At 65.3% G+C, this 26,982-nt stretch carries 22 protein-coding genes; 19 read left to right on the forward strand and 3 right to left on the reverse strand.

Features of this window, described 5'->3' with window-relative positions; genetic code table 11:
• Window positions 1-8 precede the first annotated feature (8 nt).
• The 15 genes from rsmH (at window position 9) to lpxC (ending at window position 17,299) form a co-directional block, all read left to right on the forward strand.
• The gene (rsmH, locus tag LDJ84_RS05985) at window positions 9-950 is read left to right on the forward strand and encodes a 16S rRNA (cytosine(1402)-N(4))-methyltransferase RsmH (RefSeq protein ID WP_226046067.1); all 942 of its coding nucleotides are present in this window, start codon (window positions 9-11) and stop codon (window positions 948-950) included.
• Complete coding sequence (gene ftsL, locus LDJ84_RS05990) at window positions 947-1,240, forward strand: cell division protein FtsL (RefSeq protein ID WP_024764058.1); 294 nt, start codon at window positions 947-949, stop codon at window positions 1,238-1,240. The genes rsmH and ftsL overlap by 4 nt, the downstream gene beginning before the upstream one ends.
• Window positions 1,237-2,985, forward strand: a complete 1,749-nt coding sequence (locus LDJ84_RS05995; protein WP_024764059.1) for a peptidoglycan D,D-transpeptidase FtsI family protein — start codon at window positions 1,237-1,239, stop codon at window positions 2,983-2,985. The genes ftsL and LDJ84_RS05995 overlap by 4 nt, the downstream gene beginning before the upstream one ends.
• Window positions 2,985-4,448, forward strand: a complete 1,464-nt coding sequence (locus LDJ84_RS06000; protein WP_065083909.1) for a UDP-N-acetylmuramoyl-L-alanyl-D-glutamate--2,6-diaminopimelate ligase — start codon at window positions 2,985-2,987, stop codon at window positions 4,446-4,448. Before LDJ84_RS05995 ends, LDJ84_RS06000 begins: the two co-directional genes overlap by 1 nt.
• Entirely contained in the window at window positions 4,441-5,805 is a 1,365-nt protein-coding gene (locus LDJ84_RS06005) for a UDP-N-acetylmuramoyl-tripeptide--D-alanyl-D-alanine ligase (protein ID WP_065083908.1), read from the forward strand. Before LDJ84_RS06000 ends, LDJ84_RS06005 begins: the two co-directional genes overlap by 8 nt.
• On the forward strand, window positions 5,806-6,888 hold the full coding sequence (gene mraY / locus LDJ84_RS06010; protein WP_037009773.1) for a phospho-N-acetylmuramoyl-pentapeptide-transferase: 1,083 nt from the start codon (window positions 5,806-5,808) through the stop codon (window positions 6,886-6,888).
• 13 nt (window positions 6,889-6,901) lie between these two features.
• The gene (murD, locus tag LDJ84_RS06015; RefSeq protein WP_038803243.1) at window positions 6,902-8,248 is read left to right on the forward strand and encodes a UDP-N-acetylmuramoyl-L-alanine--D-glutamate ligase; all 1,347 of its coding nucleotides are present in this window, start codon (window positions 6,902-6,904) and stop codon (window positions 8,246-8,248) included.
• Window positions 8,248-9,447: a putative lipid II flippase FtsW gene (ftsW, locus tag LDJ84_RS06020; RefSeq protein ID WP_017518101.1), complete on the forward strand. Its 1,200-nt coding sequence runs from the start codon at window positions 8,248-8,250 to the stop codon at window positions 9,445-9,447. Before murD ends, ftsW begins: the two co-directional genes overlap by 1 nt.
• On the forward strand, window positions 9,437-10,510 hold the full coding sequence (gene murG, locus LDJ84_RS06025) for an undecaprenyldiphospho-muramoylpentapeptide beta-N-acetylglucosaminyltransferase (protein WP_037009769.1): 1,074 nt from the start codon (window positions 9,437-9,439) through the stop codon (window positions 10,508-10,510). Before ftsW ends, murG begins: the two co-directional genes overlap by 11 nt.
• Window positions 10,503-11,957 carry a UDP-N-acetylmuramate--L-alanine ligase gene (murC, locus tag LDJ84_RS06030; RefSeq protein ID WP_054906587.1) on the forward strand — a complete coding sequence of 485 codons (1,455 nt, stop codon included), beginning with the start codon at window positions 10,503-10,505 and terminating at the stop codon, window positions 11,955-11,957. The genes murG and murC overlap by 8 nt, the downstream gene beginning before the upstream one ends.
• The gene (locus LDJ84_RS06035; protein WP_226046068.1) at window positions 11,954-12,901 is read left to right on the forward strand and encodes a D-alanine--D-alanine ligase; all 948 of its coding nucleotides are present in this window, start codon (window positions 11,954-11,956) and stop codon (window positions 12,899-12,901) included. Before murC ends, LDJ84_RS06035 begins: the two co-directional genes overlap by 4 nt.
• Before the next feature lie 3 nt (window positions 12,902-12,904).
• Window positions 12,905-13,768 (forward strand): cell division protein FtsQ/DivIB, encoded by an 864-nt coding sequence (locus tag LDJ84_RS06040; protein WP_037009767.1) that lies wholly within the window; start codon window positions 12,905-12,907, stop codon window positions 13,766-13,768.
• A gap of 21 nt (window positions 13,769-13,789) precedes the next feature.
• The gene (gene ftsA / locus LDJ84_RS06045; RefSeq protein ID WP_024764065.1) at window positions 13,790-15,037 is read left to right on the forward strand and encodes a cell division protein FtsA; all 1,248 of its coding nucleotides are present in this window, start codon (window positions 13,790-13,792) and stop codon (window positions 15,035-15,037) included.
• A 53-nt stretch (window positions 15,038-15,090) separates the two neighbouring features.
• Entirely contained in the window at window positions 15,091-16,275 is a 1,185-nt protein-coding gene (gene ftsZ, locus LDJ84_RS06050; RefSeq protein ID WP_024764066.1) for a cell division protein FtsZ, read from the forward strand.
• Between the two features lie 112 nt (window positions 16,276-16,387).
• Window positions 16,388-17,299 carry a UDP-3-O-acyl-N-acetylglucosamine deacetylase gene (gene lpxC, locus LDJ84_RS06055; protein ID WP_024764067.1) on the forward strand — a complete coding sequence of 304 codons (912 nt, stop codon included), beginning with the start codon at window positions 16,388-16,390 and terminating at the stop codon, window positions 17,297-17,299.
• Window positions 17,300-17,369: 70 nt separating this feature from the next.
• Here the strand turns inward: lpxC and LDJ84_RS06060 are convergent, their stop codons facing one another.
• Window positions 17,370-17,837 (reverse strand): DUF721 domain-containing protein, encoded by a 468-nt coding sequence (locus LDJ84_RS06060; protein ID WP_065083905.1) that lies wholly within the window; start codon window positions 17,835-17,837, stop codon window positions 17,370-17,372.
• Between the two features lie 290 nt (window positions 17,838-18,127).
• Between LDJ84_RS06060 and secA the strand changes: the two genes are divergently transcribed.
• From secA to LDJ84_RS06080, 4 genes are all read left to right on the forward strand, one after another.
• Window positions 18,128-20,878: a preprotein translocase subunit SecA gene (gene secA / locus LDJ84_RS06065; protein WP_226046069.1), complete on the forward strand. Its 2,751-nt coding sequence runs from the start codon at window positions 18,128-18,130 to the stop codon at window positions 20,876-20,878.
• A 118-nt stretch (window positions 20,879-20,996) separates the two neighbouring features.
• Complete coding sequence (argJ, locus tag LDJ84_RS06070) at window positions 20,997-22,214, forward strand: bifunctional glutamate N-acetyltransferase/amino-acid acetyltransferase ArgJ (RefSeq protein WP_024764070.1); 1,218 nt, start codon at window positions 20,997-20,999, stop codon at window positions 22,212-22,214.
• A gap of 135 nt (window positions 22,215-22,349) precedes the next feature.
• The gene (locus LDJ84_RS06075) at window positions 22,350-22,979 is read left to right on the forward strand and encodes a glutathione S-transferase family protein (protein WP_226046070.1); all 630 of its coding nucleotides are present in this window, start codon (window positions 22,350-22,352) and stop codon (window positions 22,977-22,979) included.
• Between the two features lie 71 nt (window positions 22,980-23,050).
• Window positions 23,051-24,001 (forward strand): Nudix family hydrolase, encoded by a 951-nt coding sequence (locus LDJ84_RS06080; protein ID WP_024764072.1) that lies wholly within the window; start codon window positions 23,051-23,053, stop codon window positions 23,999-24,001.
• Window positions 24,002-24,313: 312 nt separating this feature from the next.
• Here the strand turns inward: LDJ84_RS06080 and LDJ84_RS06085 are convergent, their stop codons facing one another.
• Both LDJ84_RS06085 and LDJ84_RS06090 read right to left on the reverse strand, forming a co-directional pair.
• Window positions 24,314-24,886 (reverse strand): cob(I)yrinic acid a,c-diamide adenosyltransferase, encoded by a 573-nt coding sequence (locus LDJ84_RS06085; protein ID WP_037009764.1) that lies wholly within the window; start codon window positions 24,884-24,886, stop codon window positions 24,314-24,316.
• 2 nt (window positions 24,887-24,888) lie between these two features.
• Window positions 24,889-26,940, reverse strand: coding sequence for a sensor histidine kinase (locus LDJ84_RS06090; RefSeq protein WP_024764074.1), 2,052 nt, complete (start codon window positions 26,938-26,940; stop codon window positions 24,889-24,891).
• Window positions 26,941-26,982: the final 42 nt, after the last annotated feature.

Raw genomic sequence — 26,982 nt, forward strand, 5'->3', positions numbered from 1 at the left:
GCCTGCCTGTGACCAGTACCTTCCAACACATCACCGTTCTACTCGAGGAGGCCGTCGAAGCGCTGGCCCCCCTGGAGGACGGCCGCTATGTGGACGGAACCTTCGGAAGGGGAGGGCACAGCCGGGCCTTGCTCGGGAAGCTCGGCCCGGGCGGTCAACTGCTCGGGTTCGACAAGGACCCGCAAGCCATCGCGACGGGAAAAACACTGGCGGCCGAAGACGGCCGCTTCGTCATTGTGCAAAGGTCCTTCGCCGAGATGGGCGAAGAGCTCTCCGCACGCGGCCTGCAGGGCAGCGTGAACGGCGTTCTGCTGGACCTGGGCGTGTCCTCGCCGCAGCTGGATGACCCGGAGCGTGGCTTCAGCTTCCTCAATGATGGCCCGTTGGACATGCGCATGAACCCGGATCAGGGCGTCAGCGCTGCGCAGTGGATCGCCACGGCCGCGGAAGACGAGATCGCCCGTGTATTCAAGGATTACGGTGAAGAGCGCTTCGCCAAGCGCATGGCTCGCGCCATCGTGCAGCGCCGTGCGGAAGCGCCGTTCGAGCGTACCGCCGACTTGGCGGCCGTCATCACCGAGGCCAACCCGGCCTGGGAAAAGGGCAAGAACCCGGCTACCCGTGCCTTCCAGGGGCTGCGCATCTTCATCAACAACGAGCTGGGCGATCTGGAACGTGGTCTCGAGGCCGCGCTGGAAGGCCTGGCTGTGGGCGGTCGTCTCGTGGTGATCAGCTTCCACTCGCTGGAAGATCGCATCGTCAAGCAGTTCATGCGCAAGCAGGTGAAAGGCGAAGCGGACAACCTGCCACGCAACCTGCCGATCCAGGTCAAGCCGTTCGATCCGCGCCTCAAGCTGATCGGCAAGCCTGTCTACGCCTCCGAGGCGGAGCTCAAGGCCAACCCGCGCTCGCGCAGCGCGGTCATGCGCATTGCGGAGAAGCTCAGATGAGCCGTCTCTTCTCCAAGCGCCTGCCCACCGGCAGCTTCTTCATGCTGCTGCTGTTCATCGGCGTGCTGTTGTCGGCCATCTCCGTTTCCTACAGCGCTTACTGGAATCGCCAGTTGCTCAACTCGCTGTATACCGAGCTCAACGTGCGCGACAAGGCGCAGGCCGAGTACGGTCGGCTGATCCTCGAGCAGAGCACCTGGACGGCCCATAGCCGTATCGAAGGCCTGGCGACCGACCAGTTGAAGATGCGCGTGCCCGATCCGACCGAAATCATCATGGTGGCACCATGAGAGACCTGGCCGGCGCTCGCTACCCCTGGCGCTTCCGCGTCGTCATCGCCCTGCTGCTGGCGATGGTGGCGGCGATTGCCTGGCGGATCGTCGACCTGCACGTGATCGACCATGATTTCCTCAAGGGGCAGGGCGATGCGCGCAGCGTGCGTCACATCACCATCCCCGCGCACCGCGGCCTGATCACCGATCGCAATGGTGAGCCGCTGGCCGTCAGTACGCCGGTCGCCACCCTCTGGGCCAACCCCAAGGAACTGGTGCTCGAGCGCGAGAAGTGGGATTTCCTCGCCGACGCGCTTGGCCAGCCCAAGGCCGCGCTGTCCGAGCGACTGGAGGCGAACGCTGACAAGGAATTCATCTATCTGGTCCGGGGCCTGACCCCGGAGCAGGGCGAGGCGGTGATGGCTCAGGTGAAGGCCCACCGCATCCCCGGCGTCTATTCGGTCGAGGAATTCCGCCGCTTCTATCCGTCGGGCGAGGTTGCTGCACAGGTCGTGGGCTTCACCGATGTCGACGACCGCGGCCGTGAAGGTGTCGAGCTCGCCTTCGACAGCTGGCTGGCCGGCGTGCCGGGCAAGCGCCAAGTGCTCAAGGATCGCCGTGGCCACCTGATCCGCGACGTGCAGGTCACCCGCAATGCCAAGGCCGGCAAGACCCTGGCGCTGTCCATCGACCTGCGTCTGCAGTACCTGGCCAACCGCGAACTGCGTAACGCGCTGGTGGAGAACGGGGCCAAGGCCGGCAGCCTGGTGATCCTCGACGTGAAGACTGGCGAAGTGCTGGCCATGGCCAACCAGCCGACCTACAACCCGAACAACCGCCGCAACCTGCAGCCGGCGATGATGCGCAACCGCGCGATGATCGACGTGTTCGAGCCCGGCTCGACCATGAAGCCGTTCTCCATGAGCGCGGCGCTGGAAACCGGCCGCTGGAAGCCCACCGACAAGGTCGAGGTCTACCCCGGCACCCTGCAGATCGGCCGCTACACCATTCGCGACGTTTCCCGTACCGAGGGCCCGGTGCTGGACCTGACCGGCATCCTGATCCGCTCCAGTAACGTGGGCATGAGCAAGGTCGCCTTCGACATCGGCGGCGAAGCCATCTACAGCGTGATGCAGAAGGTCGGCCTGGGGCAGGACACCGGCCTGGGCTTCCCGGGCGAGCGCGTCGGCAACCTGCCGAACTACCGTGAGTGGCGCAAGGCCGAGACCGCGACCCTGTCCTACGGCTATGGCCTGTCGGTAACCGCCATCCAGTTGGCCCATGCCTATGCGGCGCTGGCCAACAATGGTCGCAGCGTGCCGCTGACCATGGTGCGTGCCGATCGCCCGGCCGACGCCGTCCAGGTCATCCCCGAGCCGGTCGCCAAAACCATGCAGGGCATGCTGCAGCAGGTCATCGAGGCGCCGAACGGCGTGTACCGCGCCCAGGTGCCGGGTTATCACGTGGCCGGCAAGTCCGGCACCGCGCGCAAGACCGCGACCGGGACCAAGGGCTACGCCGAGAACTCCTACCGTTCCCTGTTCGCCGGGTTCGCGCCGATGAACAACCCACGCTATGTCGCCGTGGTGGTGATCGATGAACCCAGCAAGGCCGGTTACTTCGGTGGCCTGGTTTCCGCGCCGGTGTTCAGCAAGGTGATGTCCGGGACGTTGCGCCTGATGAACGTGCCGCCAGACAACCTGCCGACAACCCCGCAGCAACAAGCCGATGCTGCGCCCGCTGCCAAAGGAGGGCGTGGCTGATGCCGATGAGCCTGAATCAACTGCTGCCGCAAGCTGAAAGCGGCGAGCTGATCCGTGAGCTGACCCTGGACAGCCGCACCGTCAAGCCGGGCGACCTGTTCCTGGCCGTGCCGGGTGGCCGTCAGGATGGCCGCGTGCACATTGCCGCTGCGCTCTCCCTGGGCGCTGCCGCGATTGCCTACGAAGCGGAAGGTGCTGTCGACCTGCCACCCAGCGATGTGCCGATGATCGCCATCAAGGGCCTGGCCAAACAGCTTTCCGCCATTGCCGGGCGCTTCTATGGCGAGCCTAGCCGTGCCGTCGAGCTGGTCGGCGTGACCGGCACCAATGGCAAGACCAGCGTCAGCCAACTGGTGGCCCAGGCGCTCGACCTGCTGGGCGAACGCTGCGGCATTGTCGGAACCCTCGGCACCGGTTTCTATGGCGCGCTGGAAAGCGGCCGCCACACCACGCCCGATCCGCTCGCCGTGCAGGCGACCCTGGCACGCCTCAAGCAGGCCGGCGCCAAGGCCGTGGCGATGGAGGTGTCGTCCCATGGCCTGGAGCAGGGCCGCGTCGCCGCCCTGGGTTTCGATGTGGCGGTATTCACCAACCTGTCCCGCGACCACCTGGACTACCACGGCTCGATGGAAGCCTACGGCGCCGCCAAGGCCAAGCTGTTCGCCTGGCAGGGGCTGCGTTGCCGGGTGATCAACCTGGACGATGACTTCGGTCGCCAGCTGGCTGCCGAATCCCACGAGTCGCGACTGATGGGTTACAGCCTGAACGACTCGTCTGCCTATATCTATTGCCGCGAAGCGAAGTTCAGCGATGCCGGCGTGCAGGCGCACATCGTCACCCCGCAGGGCGAAGGCCTGCTGCGCAGTTCGCTGCTGGGCAAGTTCAACCTGAGCAACCTGCTGGCCGTGGTCGGTGCGCTGCTAGGCCTGGACTACCCGCTGGGCGACGTCCTCAAAGTGCTGCCGCAACTGGAAGGCCCCATCGGCCGCATGCAGCGCCTGGGTGGCGGCGACAAGCCACTGGTGGTTGTCGACTACGCCCACACCCCGGATGCGCTGGAAAAGGTCCTGCTGGCCCTGCGCCCGCATGTGCACGGCCAACTGCTGTGCTTGTTCGGCTGCGGCGGTGATCGTGACCGCGGCAAGCGTCCGATCATGGCGCAGATTGCCGAGCAGCACGCCGACCGCGTGCTGGTCACCGACGACAATCCGCGTACCGAGCAGAGCGGGGCGATCATCGCGGATATCCGCGCCGGTTTCGCCAAGCCCGATGCCGTCGAGTTCGTCCCGGGCCGTGGCGAGGCTATCGCCCGCCTGATTGCCTCCGCCGGTGTCGACGATGTCGTGCTGCTGGCTGGCAAGGGACACGAGGATTACCAGGAGATCGACGGCGTACGCCATCCGTTCTCCGATCTTGATCAAGCCGCCAAGGCGCTGGCTGCCTGGGAGGTGAAGCGTGCTTAAGCCCCTGTCGCTCAACGAAGTCGCTGGCGCACTGCAAGGCCGGGTGGTCGGTGCCGATGTCACTTTCGCCGCCGTGAGCACCGACAGCCGCGCCATCGAGCCGGGACAACTGTTCATTGCCCTGACCGGTCCGCGCTTCGACGGCCACGACTATCTGGCCGACGTCGCCGCCAAGGGCGCTGTCGCTGCGTTGGTCGAGCGTGAAGTCGCCGGTGCGCCGCTGTCGCAGTTGGTCGTGAAAGACACCCGCATCGCGCTGGGCCAGCTCGGCGCGCTGAACCGTGCTGCCTTCACCGGCCGCGTCGCTGCCGTGACCGGCTCCAGCGGCAAGACCACCGTGAAGGAAATGCTCGCCAGCATCCTGCGGACCCAGGGCGACGTCCTGGCGACCCGCGGCAACCTGAACAATGATCTCGGCGCGCCGCTGACCCTGTTGCAGCTGGCCCCCGAGCACCAGAGCGCAGTCATCGAGCTGGGCGCCAACCGTGTCGGCGAGATTGCCTATACCGTCGCGCTGACCCGTCCGCAGGTGGCGATCATCACCAACGCCGGCACCGCCCATGTGGGCGAGTTCGGCGGGCAGGACAAGATCGTCCTGGCCAAGGGCGAAATACTCGAAGGCCTGGCGGCCGATGGGGTCGCCATTCTCAATCGTGACGACAAGGCCTTCGATACCTGGCAGGCCCGTGCTGACGGCCGTCGCGTCTCCAGTTTCGGCCTGCACGATGTTCGCGCCGACTTCCACGCCAGCGACGTCAAGCGTGACGCCCGTGGCTGCCCGGGATTCACCCTGCAGGGCCCTGCCGGCGAGGCTGCCGTTCAGCTGAATCTGCTGGGTGAGCACAACGTCACCAATGCGCTGGCCGCCGCCGCAGCCGCTCACGCTCTTGGCGTGCCGCTGGTCGGGATCGTTTCCGGGCTGCACAACCTGCAGCCGGTCAAGGGGCGCGCCGTAGCCCAGTTGGCGACGAACGGCATGCGTGTGATCGACGACAGCTACAACGCCAACCCGGCTTCAATCTGCGCGGCGATTGATATACTCGCCGGCTTTTCCGGCCGGACCGTCCTGGTCCTCGGGGACATGGGCGAGCTGGGTGCCTGGGCGGAATCTTCCCACCGCGAAGTGGGAACCTATGCCATTGGCAAAGTCGCCGCCCTGTATGCGGTCGGACCGCTGATGAGCCACGCCGTGCAGGCGTTCGGTTCCGCGGGCCGGCACTTCGCCGATCAGGCCAGCCTGATCCAGGCCCTGGCCGAAGAAGCTTCGACAACCACCATTCTGATCAAGGGTTCCCGCAGCGCGGCGATGGACAAGGTCGTCGCGGCGCTCTGTGGTTCCTCCGAGGAGAGTCACTAAATGCTGCTGCTGCTCGCCGAGTACCTGCAACAGTTCTACAAGGGCTTCGGCGTTTTCCAGTACCTGACCCTGCGCGGCATCCTGAGCGTGTTGACCGCGCTCGTCCTGTCGCTCTGGCTGGGGCCGTGGATGATCCGCACCCTGCAGATCCGCCAGATCGGCCAGTCCGTGCGCAACGACGGCCCGCAATCGCACTTGTCCAAGAAAGGCACGCCGACCATGGGCGGCGCGCTGATCCTCACGGCCATCGCCATCAGCACCCTGCTGTGGTCCGACTGGTCGAACCGCTACGTGTGGGTCGTGCTGGTAGTGACCCTGCTGTTCGGCGCCATCGGCTGGGTGGATGACTACCGCAAGGTGATCGAGAAGAACTCCCGCGGCCTGCCGAGCCGCTGGAAGTATTTCTGGCAGTCGGTATTCGGCCTGTGCGCGGCGATCTTCCTCTTCATGACCGCCGAGACGCCGGTGGAGACCACGCTGATCGTGCCGATGCTGAAGAACGTCGAGATCCCGCTGGGGATCGGTTTCGTGGTGCTGACCTACCTCGTGATCGTCGGCTCCAGCAACGCGGTGAACCTCACCGACGGCCTCGACGGCCTGGCCATCATGCCCACCGTGATGGTCGGCGGCGCGCTGGGGATCTTCTGCTACCTGTCGGGCAACATCAAATTCGCCGAATACCTGTTCATCCCGAGCGTGCCTGGCGCGGGTGAGCTGATCATCTTCTGCGGCGCCATCGTCGGTGCCGGGCTGGGCTTCCTCTGGTTCAACACCTACCCGGCCCAGGTCTTCATGGGTGACGTCGGCGCGCTGGCCCTCGGCGCCGCGCTGGGCACCATCGCGGTGATCGTCCGCCAGGAAATCGTGCTGTTCATCATGGGCGGCGTGTTCGTCATGGAAACCCTGTCGGTGGTGATCCAGGTCGCCTCCTTCAAGCTGACCGGCAAGCGCGTGTTCCGCATGGCGCCGATCCACCACCACTTCGAACTCAAAGGTTGGCCTGAACCGCGCGTGATCGTGCGTTTCTGGATCATCACGGTAATTCTCGTGCTGATCGGCCTGGCCACGTTGAAACTGCGTTGAGGACTGATCGAGCATGAGCCTGATCGCTTCCGACCAATTCCGCATCGTTGTCGGCCTCGGCAAGAGCGGCATGTCCCTGGTGCGCTTCCTGGCGCGCCAGGGTGTGCCGTTTGCCGTGGCCGATACGCGCGCGAATCCGCCGGAGCTGGCGACCCTGCGCGAGCAGTACCCGCAGGTCGAGGTGCGCTGCGGCGACCTCGACGCCGATTTCCTCTGCCGTGCCCAGGAGCTCTACGTGAGCCCCGGCCTGTCGCTGCGCGTGCCTGCGCTGGTGGAGGCTGCGGCTCGCGGCGTACGCCTGTCCGGCGATGTCGACCTGTTCGCGCGTCATGCGAAGGCACCGATCGTCGCCATCACCGGTTCCAACGCCAAGAGCACCGTCACCACCCTGGTAGGCGACATGGCCAAGGCTGCCGGCAAGCGCGTCGCCGTGGGCGGTAACCTCGGCACTCCGGCGCTGGACCTGCTGGCCGATGACGTCGAGTTGTACGTGGTGGAGCTGTCCAGCTTCCAGCTGGAAACCTGCGAGCGCCTGAACGCCGAAGTCGCCACCTGTCTGAACGTCAGCGAAGACCACATGGACCGCTATGACGGCATGGCCGATTACCACCTGGCCAAGCACCGCATTTTCCGCGGTGCGAAGCAGGTCGTGGTAAACCGCGCCGACGCGCTGAGCCGCCCGCTGATCGCCGACAACGTACCGTGCTGGACTTTCGGCACCAACAAGCCGGACTTCAAGGCCTTCGGCCTGATCGAAGAAGACGGTGAGAAATGGCTGGCCTTCCAGTTCGACAAGTTGATGCCAGCCCGCGAGCTGAAGATTCGCGGCGCGCACAACCAGTCCAATGCCCTGGCCGCGCTGGCCCTGGGGCATGCCGTTGGGCTGCCGTTCGAGCCGATGCTGCAGACCCTGCGTGAATTCGCTGGCCTTGCCCACCGCTGCCAGTGGGTGCGCGAGCGCAACGGCGTGAACTACTACGACGACTCCAAGGCCACCAATGTCGGCGCCGCCCTGGCCGCCATCGAAGGCCTGGGCGCCGATATCGACGGCAAGCTGGTGCTGATCGCCGGAGGCGACGGCAAGGGCGCCGACTTCAATGACCTGCGTGGCCCCGTTGCCCAGCACTGCCGTGCTGTGGTGCTGCTGGGCCGCGATGCCGAGCTGGTGAGCGTTGCCATCGGCAATGCCGTACCCAAGGTTCGTGTGAATACCCTCGAGGAAGCCGTCGAGCACGCTGCCGACCTCGCCCTGCCGGGCGACGCCGTGCTGCTGTCGCCGGCCTGCGCGAGCCTGGACATGTTCAAGAACTACGAAGAACGCGGACGGCTGTTCGCCAAGGCCGTGGAGGACCTCGCCTGATGTTCTCCTTCCTGCGCCCGTACCCGTCCCCGCTGATCAGCCGCAACGGCATCGATATCGATTTCCCGTTGCTGGCAGGTTGCCTGGCGCTACTCGGCCTGGGGTTGGTGATGGTCACTTCGGCATCCTCCGAAGTCGCCGCGGCGCAGTCCGGCAACCCGCTGTACTTCTCGGTCCGCCACCTGATCTACCTGGCCATCGGCTTCGTCGCCTGCGGCGTGACCATGATGGTGCCGATGGAAACCTGGCAGCGCTGGGGCTGGAAACTGCTGGCCGTGGCCTTCGTGCTGCTGGTCATGGTGATCACCCCCGGCATCGGCCGCGAGGTGAACGGCTCCATGCGCTGGATCGGCTTCGGTCTGTTCAACATCCAGCCCTCGGAGATCGCCAAGGTCTTCGTGGTGATCTTCATGGCCGGCTACCTGGTTCGTCGTCAGGAAGAAGTGCGCGAGAGCTGGCTGGGCTTCTTCAAGCCGTTCGTGGTGCTGCTGCCCATGGCCGGCCTGCTGCTGCGCGAGCCGGACTTCGGCGCCACCGTGGTGATGATGGGCGCTGCCGCCGCGATGCTGTTCCTCGGCGGCGTGGGCCTGTTCCGCTTCGGCCTGATGGTCGCGCTGGCGGTCGGTGCCGTGGTGCTGCTGATCCAGACCCAGCCCTACCGGATGGCACGCCTGACCAACTTCACCGACCCCTGGGCCGACCAGTTCGGCGCGGGCTACCAGCTCAGCCAGGCGCTGATCGCCTTCGGCCGTGGCGGCTGGACCGGCATGGGCCTGGGCAACAGCATCCAGAAGCAGTTCTACCTGCCCGAAGCGCACACCGACTTCGTGTTCGCCGTGCTCGCCGAAGAGCTGGGCATCGTCGGCGCCATGGCCACCGTGGCCCTGTTCGTCTTCGTCAGCCTGCGCGCGCTGTACATCGGCATCTGGGCCGAGCAGTCGAAACAGTACTTCTCCGCTTACGTCGCCTACGGCCTGGCCTTCCTGTGGATCGGCCAGTTCCTGATCAACGTGGGTGTGAACGTCGGCCTGCTGCCGACCAAGGGCCTGACCCTGCCGTTCCTCAGCTATGGCGGTTCGTCCCTGGTGATCTGCTGCGCCCAGCTGGGAATGCTGCTGCGCATCGAATGGGAACGCCGCACCGTGATGGGCAGCGAGGAATATGAATTCAGCGAAGAGGACTTTGCCGATGAAAGGTAACGTCCTGATCATGGCGGGTGGCACCGGCGGACATGTGTTCCCGGCCCTGGCCTGCGCCCGTGAGTTCCAGGCGCGCGGTTACAGCGTGCACTGGCTGGGCACTCCGCGCGGCATCGAGAACGACCTGGTACCCAAGGCCGGCCTACCGTTGCACCTGATCAACGTCAGCGGCTTGCGTGGCAAGGGCCTGAAGTCGCTGCTGCGCGCGCCGTTCGACCTGCTCAAGTCGCTGTTCCAGGCTATCGGCGTGGTTCGCCAGCTCAAGCCGGTGTGCGTGCTCGGCCTGGGTGGCTACGTCACTGGTCCGGGCGGACTGGCCGCCAAGCTGTCCGGCGTGCCGCTGGTGATCCATGAACAGAATGCCGTCGCCGGCACCGCCAACCGCAGCCTCGCGCCGCTGGCCAAGCGCGTCTGCGAAGCCTTCCCGGACACCTTCGACAGCAGCGCCAAGCGCCTGACCACCGGCAACCCGGTGCGCGCCGAATTGTTCCTGGAAGAGGGCGCCCGCGCACCGCTGGCCGGTCGTCGTGTCAACCTGCTGGTACTGGGCGGCAGCCTGGGCGCCGAGCCGCTGAACAAGCTGTTGCCTGAAGCGCTGGCGCAGGTGCAGGCACAGATTCGCCCGGCCATTCGCCATCAGGCCGGTCGTCAGCATGACGAAATCACGGCGGAGCGTTATCGCGCCGCGGGTGTCGAAGCGGACGTAGCTCCGTTCATCGCCGACATGGCCGCGGCCTACGCCTGGGCCGATCTGGTCATCTGCCGCGCCGGTGCACTGACCGTCAGCGAGCTGACCGCCGCCGGCCTGCCGTCCTTCCTGGTGCCGCTGCCCCACGCGATCGACGACCACCAGACCAAGAACGCCGAATTCCTGGTGCGGGAGGGCGCTGCCCACCTGCTGCCGCAGAAATCTACCAGCGCTGCCGAACTGGCCGCGCAGTTGTCCGAGGTATTGATGCATCCCGATTCCCTGACCCGCATGGCCGCTCGCGCCCGCAGCCTGGCCAAGCCCGAGGCTACCCGCACGGTAGTCGATGCCTGCCTGGAGGTGGCCCGTGGTTAAAGAACCCACCGGCGTCACCCGTACCATGCGGCGCATCCGTCGCATCCACTTCGTCGGCATCGGCGGCGTGGGCATGTGCGGTATCGCGGAGGTGCTGCTCAACCTCGGCTACGAAGTCTCCGGCTCGGACCTCAAGGCTTCTCCGGTCACCGAGCGCCTGGAAAAGTTCGGCGCGGAAATCTTCATCGGTCACCGCGCGGAAAACTCCGACGGCGCTGATGTGCTGGTGGTGTCCAGCGCAGTGAACAAGTCGAACCCGGAAGTTGCCGCCGCGCTGGATCGCCGCGTGCCGGTGGTGCCGCGCGCCGAGATGCTCGCCGAGCTGATGCGCTACCGCCACGGCATCGCCGTCGCCGGCACCCATGGCAAGACCACCACCACCAGCCTGATCGCCTCGGTATTCGCCGCCGGCGGCCTGGACCCGACCTTCGTCATCGGCGGCCGCCTGAACGCTGCCGGCACCAACGCGCAGCTGGGCACCAGCCGCTACCTGGTGGCCGAGGCCGACGAGAGCGACGCCAGCTTCCTGCACCTGCAGCCGATGGTCTCGGTGGTCACCAATATCGACGCCGACCACATGAGCACCTACGGCGGCGACTTCAACAAACTCAAGCGCACCTTCGTCGACTTCCTGCATAACCTGCCGTTCTACGGCCTGGCCGTAGTCTGCGTGGACGACCCGGTGGTGCGTGAGATCCTGCCGCAGGTGGCGCGTCCGACCGTGACCTACGGCCTGAGCGAGGACGCGGACGTCCGCGCCATCAATATCCGCCAGGAAGGCATGCGCACCTACTTCACCGTGCTGCGCCCCGAGCGCGAGCCGCTGGACGTTTCGGTGAACATGCCCGGCCTGCACAACGTGCTGAACTCCCTGGCGACCATCGTCATCGCTACCGACGAAGGTATCTCCGACGAAGCCATCGTCCAGGGCCTGTCCGGCTTCCAGGGCGTGGGCCGGCGCTTCCAGGTCTATGGCGACCTGCAGGTGGAAGGCGGCAGCGTGATGCTGGTCGACGACTACGGCCACCACCCGCGCGAAGTCGCGGCAGTGATCAAGGCCGTGCGCGGCGGTTGGCCGGAGCGTCGACTGGTGATGGTCTACCAGCCGCACCGCTTCAGCCGTACCCGCGATCTGTATGACGACTTCGTGCAGGTGCTCGGCGAGGCCAATGTGCTGATGCTGATGGAGGTCTACCCGGCCGGCGAAGAGCCGATACCCGGCGCCGACAGCCGTCACCTGTGCCACAGCATCCGCCAGCGCGGCCAGCTCGATCCGATCTACCTGGAGCGCGGTGGCGACCTCGCCTCGCTGCTCAAGCCGCTGCTGCGTCCGGGCGACATCCTGCTTTGCCAAGGCGCCGGCGACATCGGCGGGCTGGCTCCGGCACTGATCAAGAATCCGATGTTCGGCGCCGCTGCTGCGGGCGCCGAGGGGAAGAAGCAATGAGTGACGCCCTCAAATCCGCCCTCGAGCCCCGCGCCTTCGGTCGCGTCGCCGTGCTGTACGGCGGCAAGAGCGCCGAGCGCGAGGTGTCGCTGAAGTCCGGCGCCATGGTGCTGCAGGCCCTGCAGGGCGCGGGCGTGGATGCCTTCGGCATCGACGTGGGCGACGATCTGCTGGAACGTCTGACCCGCGAGAAGATCGACCGCGCCTTCGTCATCCTCCACGGTCGTGGCGGTGAAGACGGGACCATGCAGGGCCTGCTGGAAATCGCCGGCATCCCCTACACCGGCAGCGGTGTGCTGGCGTCCGCCCTGGCCATGGACAAGCTGCGTACCAAGCGCGTGTGGCTGAGCCTCGGTCTGCCGACGCCTGACCACGCCGTCCTCGCCAGCGAGGAAGATTGCCGCGCGGCTGCGGCGAAACTGGGCTTCCCGCTGATCGTCAAGCCGGCCAGCGAGGGTTCGAGCATCGGCATGGCCAAGGTGAACAGCGAGCAAGAGCTGATTGCCGCCTGGGCCGGTGCCGCGAAATACGATCCGCAGGTGCTCGTCGAGCAATGGATCAGCGGCCCCGAGTTTACCGTCGCGATCTTGCGTGGCCAGGTGCTGCCGCCCATTCGCCTGGGTACCCCGCACACCTTCTACGACTACGACGCCAAGTACCTGGCCAACGATACCCAGTACCAGATTCCCTGCGGCCTGGATGCCGACAAGGAACAGGAACTCAAGGACCTGACCGCGCGCGCCTGCGATGCCCTCGGCATCCAGGGCTGGGGCCGGGCCGACGTGATGCAGGACGCCCAAGGGCGCTTCTGGCTGTTGGAAGTGAACACCGCACCGGGCATGACCGACCACAGCCTGGTGCCCATGGCCGCGCGCGCGGCCGGCCTGGATTTCCAGCAGCTGGTGCTGGCGATCCTCGCCGACAGCGTCGAGGCAAGGGGGTAAGTCATGAACGGCGCGCAGCTTCGTCACCAGAATCCCGGAATCGGCCGTGCTCCCGCACGCAAGCCGGTGCCGCGCGGCGCCAGCCGTCTGGTGGCCAAGGAGCCGCTCAGCGCTCGCATGCCCAAGCCCAGCTTCGGCTTCCTGAAGGTGCTGCTGTGGCCGCTGGTGCTGGGCGTGCTCGGCGCTGGTGCCTACTACGGCGCGCAGTACGTGCTGCCTTATGCAGACCGTCCGATCGCCAAGGTCAGCGTGGAAGGCGACCTCAGCTACATCAGCCAGGCGGCAGTGCAGCAGCGGATCAGCCCCTACGTGTCGGCCAGCTTCTTCACCATCGACCTGGCCGGCATGCGCCAGGAGCTGGAACAGATGCCCTGGATCGCTCATGCCGAGGTGCGCCGTGTATGGCCTGATCAGGTGGTTATCCGCCTGGACGAGCAATTGCCCATCGCCCGTTGGGGTGACGAAGCCTTGCTGAACAATCAGGGTCAGGCTTTTGCACCGCGGGAAGTGGCCAACTACGAGCACCTGCCGCGCCTTTCCGGCCCGCAGCGCGCTCAGCAGCAAGTGATGCAGCAGTACCAGATTCTCAGCCAGATGCTCCGCCCGCTGGGCTTCACCATCGCCAGCCTGGACATGAGTTCGCGCGGCGCCTGGACCCTGGGCACCGCGCAAGGCGTGGAGATCATGCTGGGCCGCGACCACGCGGTAGAACAGATTCGCCGGCTCGTGACCATCTACGACAAGGCGCTGAAAGAACAGATTACGAAAATTGCCCGCATCGACATGCGCTACCCCAACGGCCTGGCCGTGGCATGGCGTGATCCGGTGCCGGAAGCGACGGTGGCTCAGACCACCGCCGCGCAGTGAGTTGAGGAGACTTCTATAAACATGGCAAGCGTGCAGAGCGGCAAAATGGTCGTCGGCCTGGACATCGGCACCTCCAAGGTGGTGGCGCTGGTGGGCGAGGTGGCGGCCGATGGCAAGCTGGAAATCGTCGGCATCGGGACGCATCCGTCGCGCGGCCTGAAGAAGGGCGTGGTGGTGAACATCGAGTCCACCGTGCAATCGATCCAGCGCGCCATCGATGAAGCCCAGCAGATGGCGGGCTGCCGTATCCACTCGGCCTTCGTCGGCATTGCCGGCAACCATATCCGCAGCCTGAACTCCCACGGCATCGTGGCGATCCGCGACCGCGAAGTCAGCGGCGCCGATATCGAGCGCGTGCTGGACGCGGCCCAGGCCGTGGCCATCCCGGCCGACCAGCGTGTGCTGCACACCCTGGCCCAGGACTACGTGATCGATAACCAGGAAGGCGTGCGTGAGCCGCTGGGCATGTCCGGCGTGCGTCTGGAAGCCAAGGTGCACGTGGTGACCTGCGCGGTGAACGCTGCGCAGAACATCGAGAAGTGCGTGCGCCGCTGCGGCCTGGAAGTCGACGACATCATCCTCGAGCAACTGGCGTCGGCCTACTCCGTGCTCACCGAGGACGAGAAGGAACTGGGCGTTTGCCTGGTGGACATCGGCGGCGGCACCACCGACATCGCGATCTTCACCGAAGGCGCCATCCGCCATACGGCTGTCATCCCGATCGCCGGCGATCAGGTCACCAACGATATCGCCATGGCGCTGCGCACCCCGACTCAGTACGCTGAGGAAATCAAGATTCGCTACGCCTGCGCGCTGGCCAAATTGGCCGGTCCGGGCGAAACCATCAAGGTACCCAGCGTCGGTGATCGTCCGCCGCGGGAACTGTCGCGCCAGGCGCTTGCCGAAGTGGTCGAGCCTCGTTACGACGAGCTGTTCACCCTGGTCCAGGCCGAGCTGCGCCGCAGCGGTTACGAAGACCTGATTCCAGCCGGAATCGTCATGACCGGCGGCACCGCCAAGATGGAAGGCGCTGTCGAACTGGCCGAAGAGATCTTCCACATGCCGGTACGCCTGGGCGTACCGCATAGCGTCAAGGGACTGGCCGACGTCGTGCGCAATCCCATCTATTCCACGGGTGTGGGGCTGCTCCTGTACGGACTGCAGAAACAGTCCGACGGCATCTCCATGTCCGGCAGCAGTTTCAGCAGTGACGAACCCAAGACACCGGTACTGGAAAAGCTTAAACGCTGGGTCCAGGGCAATTTCTGATTTACCACCGCGGTAAACGTAGGCGACACAACTAGAAAGGAAGGAGAGGGGAAATGTTTGAACTGGTAGATAACGTCCCGCAAACAGCAGTCATCAAGGTGATCGGCGTAGGTGGTGGTGGCGGCAACGCCGTGAACCACATGGCCAAGAACAACGTTGATGGCGTCGAATTCATTTGCGCCAACACCGATGCGCAGGCGCTGAAGAACATCGCCGCGCGCACCGTGCTGCAGCTCGGCCCAGGCGTGACCAAGGGCCTGGGCGCTGGCGCCAACCCTGAAGTAGGCCGCCAGGCCGCCATCGAGGACCGCGAGCGTATCGCCGAGGTTCTGGAAGGCGCCGACATGGTCTTCATCACCACCGGCATGGGTGGCGGTACCGGTACCGGTGCTGCGCCGATCATCGCCGAAGTGGCCAAGGAGATGGGCATCCTCACCGTTGCGGTGGTGACCCGTCCGTTCCCGTTCGAGGGTCGCAAGCGCATGCAGATCGCCGATGAAGGCATCCGCTCGCTGGCTGAAAGCGTCGACTCGCTGATCACCATCCCGAACGAAAAGCTGCTGACCATCCTGGGCAAGGACGCGAGCCTGTTGGCCGCCTTTGCCAAGGCTGACGATGTTCTGGCCGGTGCCGTTCGCGGTATCTCCGACATCATCAAGCGCCCGGGCATGATCAACGTCGACTTCGCCGACGTGAAAACCGTCATGAGCGAAATGGGCATGGCCATGATGGGCACCGGCTGCGCCAGCGGCCCGAACCGTGCTCGCGAGGCGACCGAAGCCGCGATCCGCAACCCGCTGCTGGAAGACGTCAACCTGCAGGGCGCCCGCGGCATCCTGGTGAACATCACCGCAGGTCCGGACCTGTCCCTGGGCGAGTACTCCGACGTGGGTAACATCATCGAGCAGTTCGCTTCCGAGCACGCCACCGTGAAGGTGGGCACCGTGATCGACCCGGACATGCGCGACGAGCTGCACGTCACCGTCGTTGCCACCGGCCTGGGCGCTCGCCTGGAAAAACCGGTCAAGGTCGTCGACAACACCGTCCAGACCCAGGCCGTCAGCGCCCAGGCTCCGGTTCAGCGTGAGCAGCAGTCGGTGAACTACCGCGACCTGGATCGCCCGACCGTCATGCGCAATCAGAACCACGGCGGCGCTGCCACCGCGGCCAAGCTGAACCCGCAGGACGATCTGGACTACCTGGACATCCCGGCCTTTCTGCGTCGCCAGGCCGATTGAGTCGATTTATCAGGAGTATCAATGTGATTGGTGTTCAGCAAAGGGCGGTTCTGCTATCATCGCCGCCCATTGTTGACAACAGTTCGCAACTTGCGCGAAAGCGGCCAAAGCCATGATCAGACAACGCACCTTGAAGAACATCATCCGGGCGACCGGTGTCGGCCTGCACTCCGGGGAGAAGGTTTACCTGACCCTGAAGCCGGCTCCCGTCGATACTGGCATCGTGTTCTGCCGGGCTGACCTCGACCCTGTGGTGGAAATTCCTGCCCGGGCCTCGAACGTCGGCGAAACCACCATGTCGACCACCCTGATCAAGGGTGACGTCAAAGTGGATACCGTGGAGCATCTGCTTTCGGCCATGGCCGGCCTGGGTATCGACAACGCCTATGTCGAGCTGTCCGCGTCGGAAGTACCGATCATGGACGGCAGCGCAGGTCCCTTCGTATTCCTGATCCAGTCCGCTGGCCTGCAAGAGCAGGACGCGGCCAAGAAGTTCATCCGCATCAAGCGCGAAGTGACGGTGGAAGAGGGCGACAAGCGCGCCACCTTCGTTCCGTTCGACGGCTTCAAGGTGAGCTTCGAGATCGATTTCGATCACCCGGTCTTCCGTGGTCGCACCCAGAAAGCCGTGGTGGATTTCTCCAGCACTTCCTTCGTGAAGGAAGTCAGCCGCGCCCGTACCTTCGGGTTCATGCGCGACATCGAGATGCTGCGTTCGCAGAACCTGGCTCTGGGTGGCAGCGTGGAGAACGCCATCGTGGTCGACGAGTATCGAGTGCTCAACGAAGACGGTCTTCGTTACGAGGACGAGTTCGTCAAGCACAAGATCCTGGACGCCATTGGTGACCTGTACCTGCTGGGTAACAGCCTCATCGGCGAGTTCATCGGCTACAAGTCCGGTCACGCCCTGAACAACCGTCTCCTGCGGACCCTCATCGCAGACAAGGATGCTTGGGAAGTGGTGACCTTCGAGGACGCCAAGACCGCGCCGATCTCCTATATGCGACCCGCTGCGGCCGTATAAGGAAACCTCCTCCTTTCAGCTACAACTTTTAAAGGCCACCCTTGGGTGGCCTTTTTTTATGCCCCGCTGTTTACTCTTCGCCCGGCTCCGGTGGTTTGCGGCTACGGCTGGCGAGCCGCTCGAGCGCGGCCTTGAGTTGCGGATTGCTGATGCCTTCGGCAGCTTCGTGCAGGGTGGCAGAGGCGGACTCGCTGATGCGGTTGGTGTTCACCCGGGTCGGCGCCTGGGTCGTCGGCTGCACTTTGAACAGAATGCGCACCAGGCCCCTGAATTCCTCGAACGCGGCCAGTTGCCGCAGCAGGCGGTTCTGCTGGTAGCGCAGGCGCGTAGCCCAGTGACCATCGGTGACCACTAATAGCAGGCTGCCTTCACGCCAGGAGGCGACGCGGCAATAGGGGCGTGCGGCGGGTTGCAATTGTGAGTCGAGCAGTTCCTGCAGGCGCGAGAGGCGTTGCGCCTCGGCGAACAGCGACTGCAGCGGCTTGGCTTCGCGCAGCAACTTGGTCATCGCCTTGGCGGGCAGGGGGCGGAAGGCCATGGAGAGCAACCGGGAGTGAATGAAGAAGGATGGTAACAGATGCACCCAGGGCCAGACGCCACTGTCCGCCCTTGAAGTTGCCTGTCTGCGTCACCATATCACTCACTCGGACTCAAAGTTGTCCGCCCATGCATTGCCCCGAGGCTCGCAGAATGCGAAGCTTCGGAGGATGACTTCGGCACTTTTTTCCCGGAAGTTTCCGGGTAGAATGCCCGCTTCATTGCCGTTCCGCGCCGCGGCCAGCCAGTCGGGCAGCCCTCCAATTCTCCAGTTCGGATGACCCAGTCGATATGTTTGCGCCTTTGTTGAAAAAACTCTTTGGAAGCAAGAACGAGCGCGAAGTGAAGCGCATGGCCAAGCAGGTCCAGGCCATCAATGCACTCGAGCCCCAGATGGTCCCGCTTTCCGATGAGCAACTGAAGGCCAAGACCGAAGAGTTCAAGGCACGCGTCGCCAAGGGCGAGACCCTCGACCAGATCCTTCCAGAGGCTTTCGCCGTCGCCCGCGAGGCCGGCAAGCGCGTGATGGGCATGCGTCACTTCGATGTCCAGCTGATCGGCGGCATGACCCTGCACGAAGGCAAGATCGCCGAGATGCGTACCGGTGAGGGCAAGACCCTCGTCGGTACCCTGGCTGTCTACCTGAACGCCCTGTCCGGCAAAGGCGTGCACGTGGTCACCGTGAACGACTACCTGGCCCGCCGCGACGCCAACTGGATGCGCCCGCTGTATGAGTTCCTCGGTCTTTCCGTCGGCATCGTCAGCCCGTTCCAGCCGCCGGAGGAGAAGCGTGCCGCGTATGCCTCCGACATTACCTACGGCACCAACAACGAATTCGGCTTCGATTACCTGCGCGACAACATGGCGTTCAGCCTGGAAGACAAGTTCCAGCGTGAGCTGAACTTCGCCGTGGTCGACGAAGTGGACTCCATCCTCATCGACGAGGCGCGGACTCCGCTGATCATCTCCGGCCAGGCCGAAGACAGCTCCGAGCTGTACATCAAGATCAACAAGCTGATCCCGCGCCTGAAGCGCCACATCGAGGAAGTTGAAGGCCAGGTGACCCAGCAGGGCCACTACAGCATCGACGAGAAGACCCGTCAGGTCGAACTCAACGAGCAGGGCCATGCCTACGTCGAGGAACTGCTGACCCAGAATGGCCTGCTGGCCGAGGGTGAGAGCCTCTACTCCGCGCACAACCTCAGCCTGCTGACCCACGTCTACGCCGCGCTGCGCGCCCACACCCTGTTCCACCGCAACGTGGAATACATCGTCCAGGGCGACCAGGTCCTGCTGATCGACGAGCACACCGGCCGTACCATGCCGGGCCGTCGCCTCTCCGAGGGCCTGCACCAGGCCATCGAGGCGAAGGAAAACCTGCCGATCCAGGCCGAGAGCCAGACCCTGGCCTCGACCACCTTCCAGAACTACTTCCGCCTCTACACCAAGCTGGCCGGCATGACCGGTACCGCCGACACCGAGGCCTTCGAATTCCGCCAGACCTACGGCCTGGACGTGGTGGTGATCCCGACCCACCGCCCGGTTGCCCGTAAGGACTTCAACGACCTGGTCTACCTGACCCAGGACGAGAAGTACGCCGCCATCATCACCGACGTGCAGCAGTGCCAGGCTCTGGGCCGTCCGATCCTCGTGGGTACAGCCTCTGTCGAGACCTCCGAGTACGTCTCGCAGCTGCTGCAGAACGCCGGCATCGAGCACAAGGTACTGAACGCCAAGTACCACGAGAAGGAAGCCGAGATCATCGCCCAGGCCGGTCGTCCGGGCTCGGTCACCATCGCCACCAACATGGCCGGTCGGGGTACCGACATCCTGCTGGGCGGCAACTGGGAAGTGGAAGTCGCCGCGCTGGAAAACCCCACCGACGAGCAGGTCGCGCAGATCAAGGCCGACTGGCAGAAGCGTCACCAGCAGGTCATCGAGTCGGGCGGCCTGCATGTGATCGCCTCCGAGCGCCACGAGTCCCGCCGTATCGACAATCAGCTGCGCGGCCGTGCCGGTCGCCAGGGCGACCCGGGTTCGAGCCGCTTCTACCTGTCGCTGGAAGACCACCTGATGCGCATCTTCGCCTCCGACCGGGTGAAGAACTTCATGAAGGCGCTCGGCATGCAGCCAGGCGAGGCGATCGAGCACCGCATGGTGACCAACGCCATCGAAAAGGCCCAGCGCAAGGTCGAAGGCCGCAACTTCGATATCCGTAAGCAACTGCTGGAGTTCGACGACGTCGCCAACGAGCAGCGCAAGGTGATCTACCACATGCGCAACACCCTGCTCGCGGCCGACAACATCGGCGAGACCATCGTCGAGTTCCGCGAAGAGACCCTGAACAACACCGTCAGCGAGCACATTCCGCCGCAGTCGCTGCCCGAACAGTGGGACGTCGCCGGTCTGGAAGCCGCGCTGTACAGCGATTTCGGTCTGAAGCTGCCGATCCAGCAGTGGCTGGACGACGACGAGAAGCTCTACGAGGAAACCCTGCGCGAGAAGATCCTCACCGAGCTGGTCGCGGCCTACAACGAGAAGGAAGACATGGCGGGCGCCGAAGCCCTGCGTACCTTCGAGAAGCAGATGCTGCTGCGCGTGCTGGACGACCTGTGGAAGGACCACCTGTCCACCATGGATCACCTGCGCCACGGTATCCACCTGCGTGGTTACGCGCAGAAGAACCCGAAGCAGGAATACAAGCGCGAGTCCTTCAACCTGTTCCAGGAACTGCTGAACTCCATCAAGCGCGACACCATCCGCGTGCTGTCCTTCGTCCAGGTTCGCCGCGAAGACCCGGCCGAAGAAGAAGCCCGCCTGCGCCGCGAAGCCGAGGAAATGGCCAAGCGCATGCAGTTCCAGCACGCCGCTGCGCCGTCGATGGAGCAGGTCACCGACGAGCCGGAAGAAGAAGGCGAAGTACCGGCTGACAACGTGGTGCCGATGGAGCCCATCCGCAACGAACCGAAGATCGGCCGCAACGAGCCGTGCCCCTGCGGTTCGGGCAAGAAGTACAAGCACTGCCACGGTCAGGTGGAATAACGCCTCCCGACCCTGATACCGACGCCGCGACCGGCCCTGCCGCTCGCGGCGTTTTTCTCATCTGAATCGCTGATTCGTTTCACTGACTAGATTCACTGACTAGATAGGAGCGCGCCACATGGCTGTTGGTCTCGGCCCCATGTCCACCCTGCACCCGGTCCCCGGTTTCGAACTCGGCATCGCCTCCGCCGGCATCAAGCGACCCGGCCGCAAGGACATCGTGGTGATGCGCTGCGCCGAAGGCTCCACCGTGGCCGGTGTGTTCACCACCAACGCCTTCTGCGCCGCTCCGGTGATCCTGGCGCGCAAGCGCTTCCTGGGGCCGGTGCGCTATCTGCTGACCAATACCGGTAACGCCAACGCCGGCACCGGCGAGTCGGGCCTGGCCAACGCCATCCGTACCTGTGCCAAGCTGGCCGAGCTGGCCGGCGTTGCGGAAAACGCCGTGCTGCCATACTCCACCGGTGTGATCGGCGAGCCGCTGCCGGTCGAGAAGATCGAAGCCGCGCTGCCCGCCGCGCTGGCCAACCTGTCCGTGGACAACTGGGCCGACGCTGCCGCTGGCATCATGACCACCGACACCCTGCCCAAGGGCGCCAGCCGCCAGTTCGAGCATGACGGCGTGACCATCACCGTCACCGGCATCAGCAAGGGTGCGGGCATGATCAAGCCGAACATGGCCACCATGCTTGGCTACATCGCCACTGATGCCAAGGTCGCCCAGGCTGTGCTGCAGGATCTGTTGCGCGATGCAGCGAACAAATCGTTCAACCGTATCACCATCGATGGCGACACCTCGACCAACGACTGCTGCATGCTGGTCGCCACCGGCCAGGCCGCGCTGCCGGAAATCACCGCTGCCACCGGCGCGTTGTTCGCCGCGCTGAAGCAGGCCGTGCTGGAAGTCTCCATGGAACTGGCCCAGGCCATCGTTCGCGACGGCGAAGGCGCCACCAAGTTCGTCACCGTGCAGGTGAATGGCGGTGCCACTCACCAGGAGTGCCTGGACGTCGGCTACGCCGTATCCCACTCGCCACTGATCAAGACCGCCCTGTTCGCCTCCGACCCGAACTGGGGTCGCATCCTCGCTGCCGTTGGCCGCGCCGGTGTGCCGGACCTGGATGTCAGCCTGATCGACGTGTACCTGGACGACGTCGCCATCGCCAGCCGCGGCGGCCGTGCTGCCAGCTACACCGAGGACCAGGGCGCGAAAGTCATGGCCCAGGAGGAGATCACCATCCGCATCGATCTCGGCCGCGGCACCTGCAGCGAGACCATCTGGACCACCGACCTGTCCCACGAGTACGTGAAGATCAACGCGGAATACCGCACCTGATCCGGCGCCGGCCCGGTGCCGGCGCGTCATTTCACTCGGATTCCCGATTTTCATGGATCGATGAAAATCGGGAATTTGTTTTCATGGCTGCCGCACTCTAAGGTCTCCTGACTGACCTTCAAGAGCATCGCGTCCATGTCCCTCACCCTGATCATCGGCAGCAAGAACGTCTCCTCCTGGTCCCTGCGCGGCTGGCTGGCCATGCAGCTCACCGGCGCCGAGTTCGAGGAAGTCCTCATTCCCCTGGGTGGCCAGGACACCGCGCGGCGCATCCGCGAGCATTCGCCCAGCGGCAAGGTGCCGGCGCTCAAGTGCGAGCACGGGCTGATCTGGGATTCCCTGTCGATTGCCGAGTACCTCGCCGAGCGCTTCCCCGAAGCCCATCTCTGGCCCCGCGGTGAAGCGGCCCGCGCCCTGGCACGTACGGTCTGCGCCGAGATGCACAGCGGCTTCATGGCGCTGCGCTCGAACATGCCCATGGACCTCCAGCGCAACCAGCCGCTGGCCGAAGTGCCCGAAGCGGTGGCGGCCGATATCGCCCGAATCGTCGAGCTCTGGGCGCTGTGTCGCCAGCAGTTCGGCCAGGACGGCCCGTTCCTGTTCGGCCACGCCAGCATCGCCGATGCGTTCTACGCGCCTGTCGCCACGCGCCTGCGCAGCTACTGCGTTACCCTGCCCATTGAGGCACAGAACTACGTCGACGCCATCTACGCCTGGCCGGCGTTCCTCCCGTGGCTGGACGCGGCGATGGTCGAACGCGCCTGAACCCGGCCGCCAATGACGGTAGAATGCCCGTCTGCGCGGGCCCTGCCTGAATCGGATTGAGGAGTAGCACTGTGAAACGAGTACATGTCGCCGCCGCCGTGATTCGCGGACTCGATGGCCGGGTGCTGATCGCCCGCCGTCCGGACGACAAGCACCAGGGCGGCCTCTGGGAGTTTCCCGGTGGCAAGGTGGAGGAGGGCGAAGCGGTACAGGTCGCCTTGGCCCGCGAGCTGAAGGAAGAGCTGGGCATCGACGTCGAGCAGGCGCGCCCGCTGATCCGGGTGCAGCACGACTATAGCGACAAGCACGTGCTGCTGGATGTCTGGGAAGTCTCGGCCTTCTCCGGCGCGCCCCACGGCGCCGAGGGCCAGCCGCTGGCCTGGGTTGCCCCGCGCGATCTGCCGGACTATGAGTTTCCAGCGGCCAATGAGCCCATCGTGCAGGCCGCGCGACTGCCCGATCGCTACCTGATCACCCCCGACGGCCTGGAAATTCCTCAGCTGGTGCAGGGCGTGCGCGCCGCAGTGGCCAGTGGTATCCGCCTGATCCAGTTGCGCGCGCCCAACATGTACAGCCCCGAGTACCGCGACCTGGCGGTGGATGTTCAGGGCCTGTGCGCCGGCAAGGCGCAGTTGATGCTCAAGGGGCCGCTGGAGTGGTTGGGAGACTTTCCGGCGGCCGGCTGGCACCTGACCTCCGAGCAACTGCGCAAATACGCGCCCAATGGTCGCCCGTTCCCGCGTGAGCGTCTGCTCGCGGCTTCCTGCCACAGCGCCGAGGAACTGGAGCTGGCGGCGCGCATGGGGGTGGATTTCGTCACACTGTCGCCGGTGCAGCCCACCGAGAGCCATCCGGGCGAGCCAGCGCTGGGCTGGGAGGCGGCGGCGGAGCTGATCGATGGCTTCAACCAGCCGGTGTTCCTGCTCGGTGGCGTCGGCCCGCAGGATCTTGAGCGCGCCTGGCAGACAGGGGCGCAGGGCGTGGCGGGTATTCGAGCGTTCTGGCCGAAGAACGAAGGCTGACAGGCATTTTGCGTGGGGCGGCGATGGGTATCGCTCCGCTCCACGCCATCCTACGATGCTCCCTGTAGGAGCAACTGTGTTCTTCAGGTGAGTCCGTACCAGCGCCTTCCCCTCACCCCAGCCCTCTCCCAGGGGGAGAGGGAGCCGCCCGTGCCGGCGAACGACAAGGTTTCATCCTGCACCGAACAGTCCCCTCTCCCCCTGGGAGAGGGTTAGGGTGAGGGCTGATCCGAGCACAGGACTATCGAGTAGGGGCGGGCCATGCCCGCGATCGCGCGCACAGCGCGCTCCTACGAGTCGACTCTCGACCGATCAGGCGGGCTTCTCAGCGGCTTGCCAGAGAATCTCTTCCACGCCCTGGCGCCGGGCTATAAAGCGCGCAGCGACGAACAGCAGGTCCGATAGGCGGTTCAGGTAGCGCAGGCCCGCACCTTCCAGCGGTTCCTCGGCATTGAGTTGCTGGCAGCGGCGCTCGGCATTGCGCGCCTGGGCGCGGCACAGGTGAGCGAGAGCGACCAGGCGCGAACCGCCGGGCAGGATGAAGTTCTTCAGCGGCCCAAGCTCTTCATTCCAGCGGTCGATCACCGTTTCCAGGCGTTCCACTTCGGCATCGTTCAGCGCACGGTACTCCGGCATTGCCAGCTCACCGCCGAGGTCGAAGAGGCGGTGCTGGATCGGCGCCAACACCCCGATCACTTCTTCCAGCGCACTGCTGCGCGCCTCGTGCAGCCCAGCCAGCAGCAGGCCGAGGTGGCTGTTCAGCTCGTCCACGGCGCCCATGGCTTCCACGCGGGGGTGGTGCTTGGGCACGCGCCGGCCATCGGCCAGGCCAGTTTCCCCGGCATCGCCGGTGCGGGTGTAGATCTTCGACAGGCGGTTGCCCATGCTCAATGCTCCTTGTCGTCGCGCGCCAGCAGCGGCAGCGGCGGGGAAATTTCGGCCGCCAGCGGCAGGCGGATGGTGAAGCAGGTGCCGACACCCAGCTCGGACTGCACCTCCATCTGCCCCTTGTGGTTGTTGGTGACGATGAAGTACGAGACCGACAGGCCCAGCCCTGTGCCCTGGCCGACTTCCTTGGTGGTGAAGAAAGGCTCGAAGATGCGCTTGCGCACGTTCTCCGGCATGCCGCAGCCGTTGTCTTCCACGTGGATTTCCGCCCAGGGCGGATTGAGCCGGGTACGCAGGGTGATGCGGCCGTACTCGCCTTCCTCTTCGTCGTCGCGCAGGTGGATGGCCTGGGCGCCGTTCTTCAGCAGGTTGAGCAGCACCTGCTCGATTTCGTTGGCGATCACCGGCACCGGGCCCAGGCGCGGGTCGTACTCGTGGACGATCTCCAGCGACTTGAAGTCGAAGCCGCCGGTGAGGTCGAAGTCGTTACCGGCAATCTCCACGGCTTGCTCCAACAGCGCTGGCAGCTCGCAGGCGGCCATCTGCCGGTGGCTGCGGCGGCTGAAGGACAGCATGTGGGTGACGATCTTCGCGGCGCGGGAGCCGGCGTACTGGATGCCATCCATCAGCTTGGGGATCTCCCGCGCCTCCAGGTAGTGGTTGAGGTCGTCCAGGCGCACGCCCACTTCGCCGGCTACCTCCAGGTTCTTCGGCAACTCCGGCGACAGTCGCCGGCGGATGTTCTGCACGTTGTGCAGGATGGCGCCCAGCGGGTTGTTGATCTCGTGAGCCATACCGGCCGCGAGGCCGCCGACGGAGAGCATCTTCTCCGACTGCACCATCATCTCTTCCATTCCCAGGCGGTCGGTGATGTCGTCGATACGGATCACCGCGCCACGGCCGGTGCCGCCCATCAGCGGGTAGAAGGTCAGGGCGTAATGGCGCGGCGCGTCAGTGAGGGCCCAGGTGACGCGTTCGACGCGTTCGACCTTGTGCTGCTCGGCGGCGCGGGTGAGCTGCGGCAGGAAGGGCTTGAGCGACGGGAAGGCGAGGAATACCGGCTGGTTCACTGCGTCGTCCAGGCTGGTGCCGGAGAGCAGGCTGGCTTCCTGGTTCCACTGGGTGACGTAGAGCTGCTCGTCCACCGCGATCAGCGCCGAGGGCATCGAGTCGATGATGCTGTTGAGGTAGTGCTGGAAGCCGGTGAGCTTCTTCTCGATCTTGCTGCGTACCTGGACTTCCAGCTCCAGCTTGCGGTTCGAGCGGCGGGTTTCCTCGGCCAGCGACTGGGCCTGCTCCACGGCTTCCTGGGCATCGTCGCGGGCGCGCTTGAGCTGCTGCTCGCGGGCTTCGATGCGGGTCAGCATGGTGTTGAAGGCGTCGGCCAGCCGGCCGATCTCGTCGGCATTGCCGCGCTCGGCGCGCAAGGCGTAGTTCTCCTCGCGGGTGACCTGGCGCGAGAGCTCCTCCAGGCTGCGGATCGGCCGGGTGATCAGGCGGCGGATCTGCTGGGCGATCAGCAGCCAGAGCAGCACCGAGACGGCGAGGATGACCAAGCTGGCGGTGAGCGTGCCGGTATAGAAGGCGCCGGGCAGCTCGCTGCTCGCCACCAGCAGCAGGTAGCCGCTGTTGCGGCCGGCCTGGGGCAGTTCGAACAGCGCGTTGAGGCGGTATTCGTGCTGGCGCCAGCGCTCCAGGTGATCGAGGCGCTCGGGCAGGGCAATGGGGCCGTTGCCCGGTGTCTGGGCGATGCGTTCGCCGTTGCTGTCGTACAGTGCGGCGGCGCGCAGCGGTTGGTAGTCGTCCAGCTGGCGCAGCAGCACCTGGGCCTGGGTGGGCGAGGACAACGCCGGCTCGCTGAGCGCCGGATTGGCGATCAGCCGTCCGATGGTCTGCAGCGCCTGGGGCGCGACGCTGTCCTGGGAAATCCAGTAGGCCGCGCTGATGAAAGCCAGGTTGGCCACCAGCATCACGGTCGCCAGCAGCACCAGCAGGGCGGCGAGGATTTTCTGGCCGACCGGCAGGTCTTCCAGGCGCTGGCGCAGGTTCATGGGTGAAGGCATGGGCGCTTTCTTGGAAAAACAGGAGAGGCG

This window comes from Pseudomonas sp. HS-18 (assembly GCF_020401845.1).
GTDB lineage: Bacteria > Pseudomonadota > Gammaproteobacteria > Pseudomonadales > Pseudomonadaceae > Pseudomonas > Pseudomonas nitroreducens.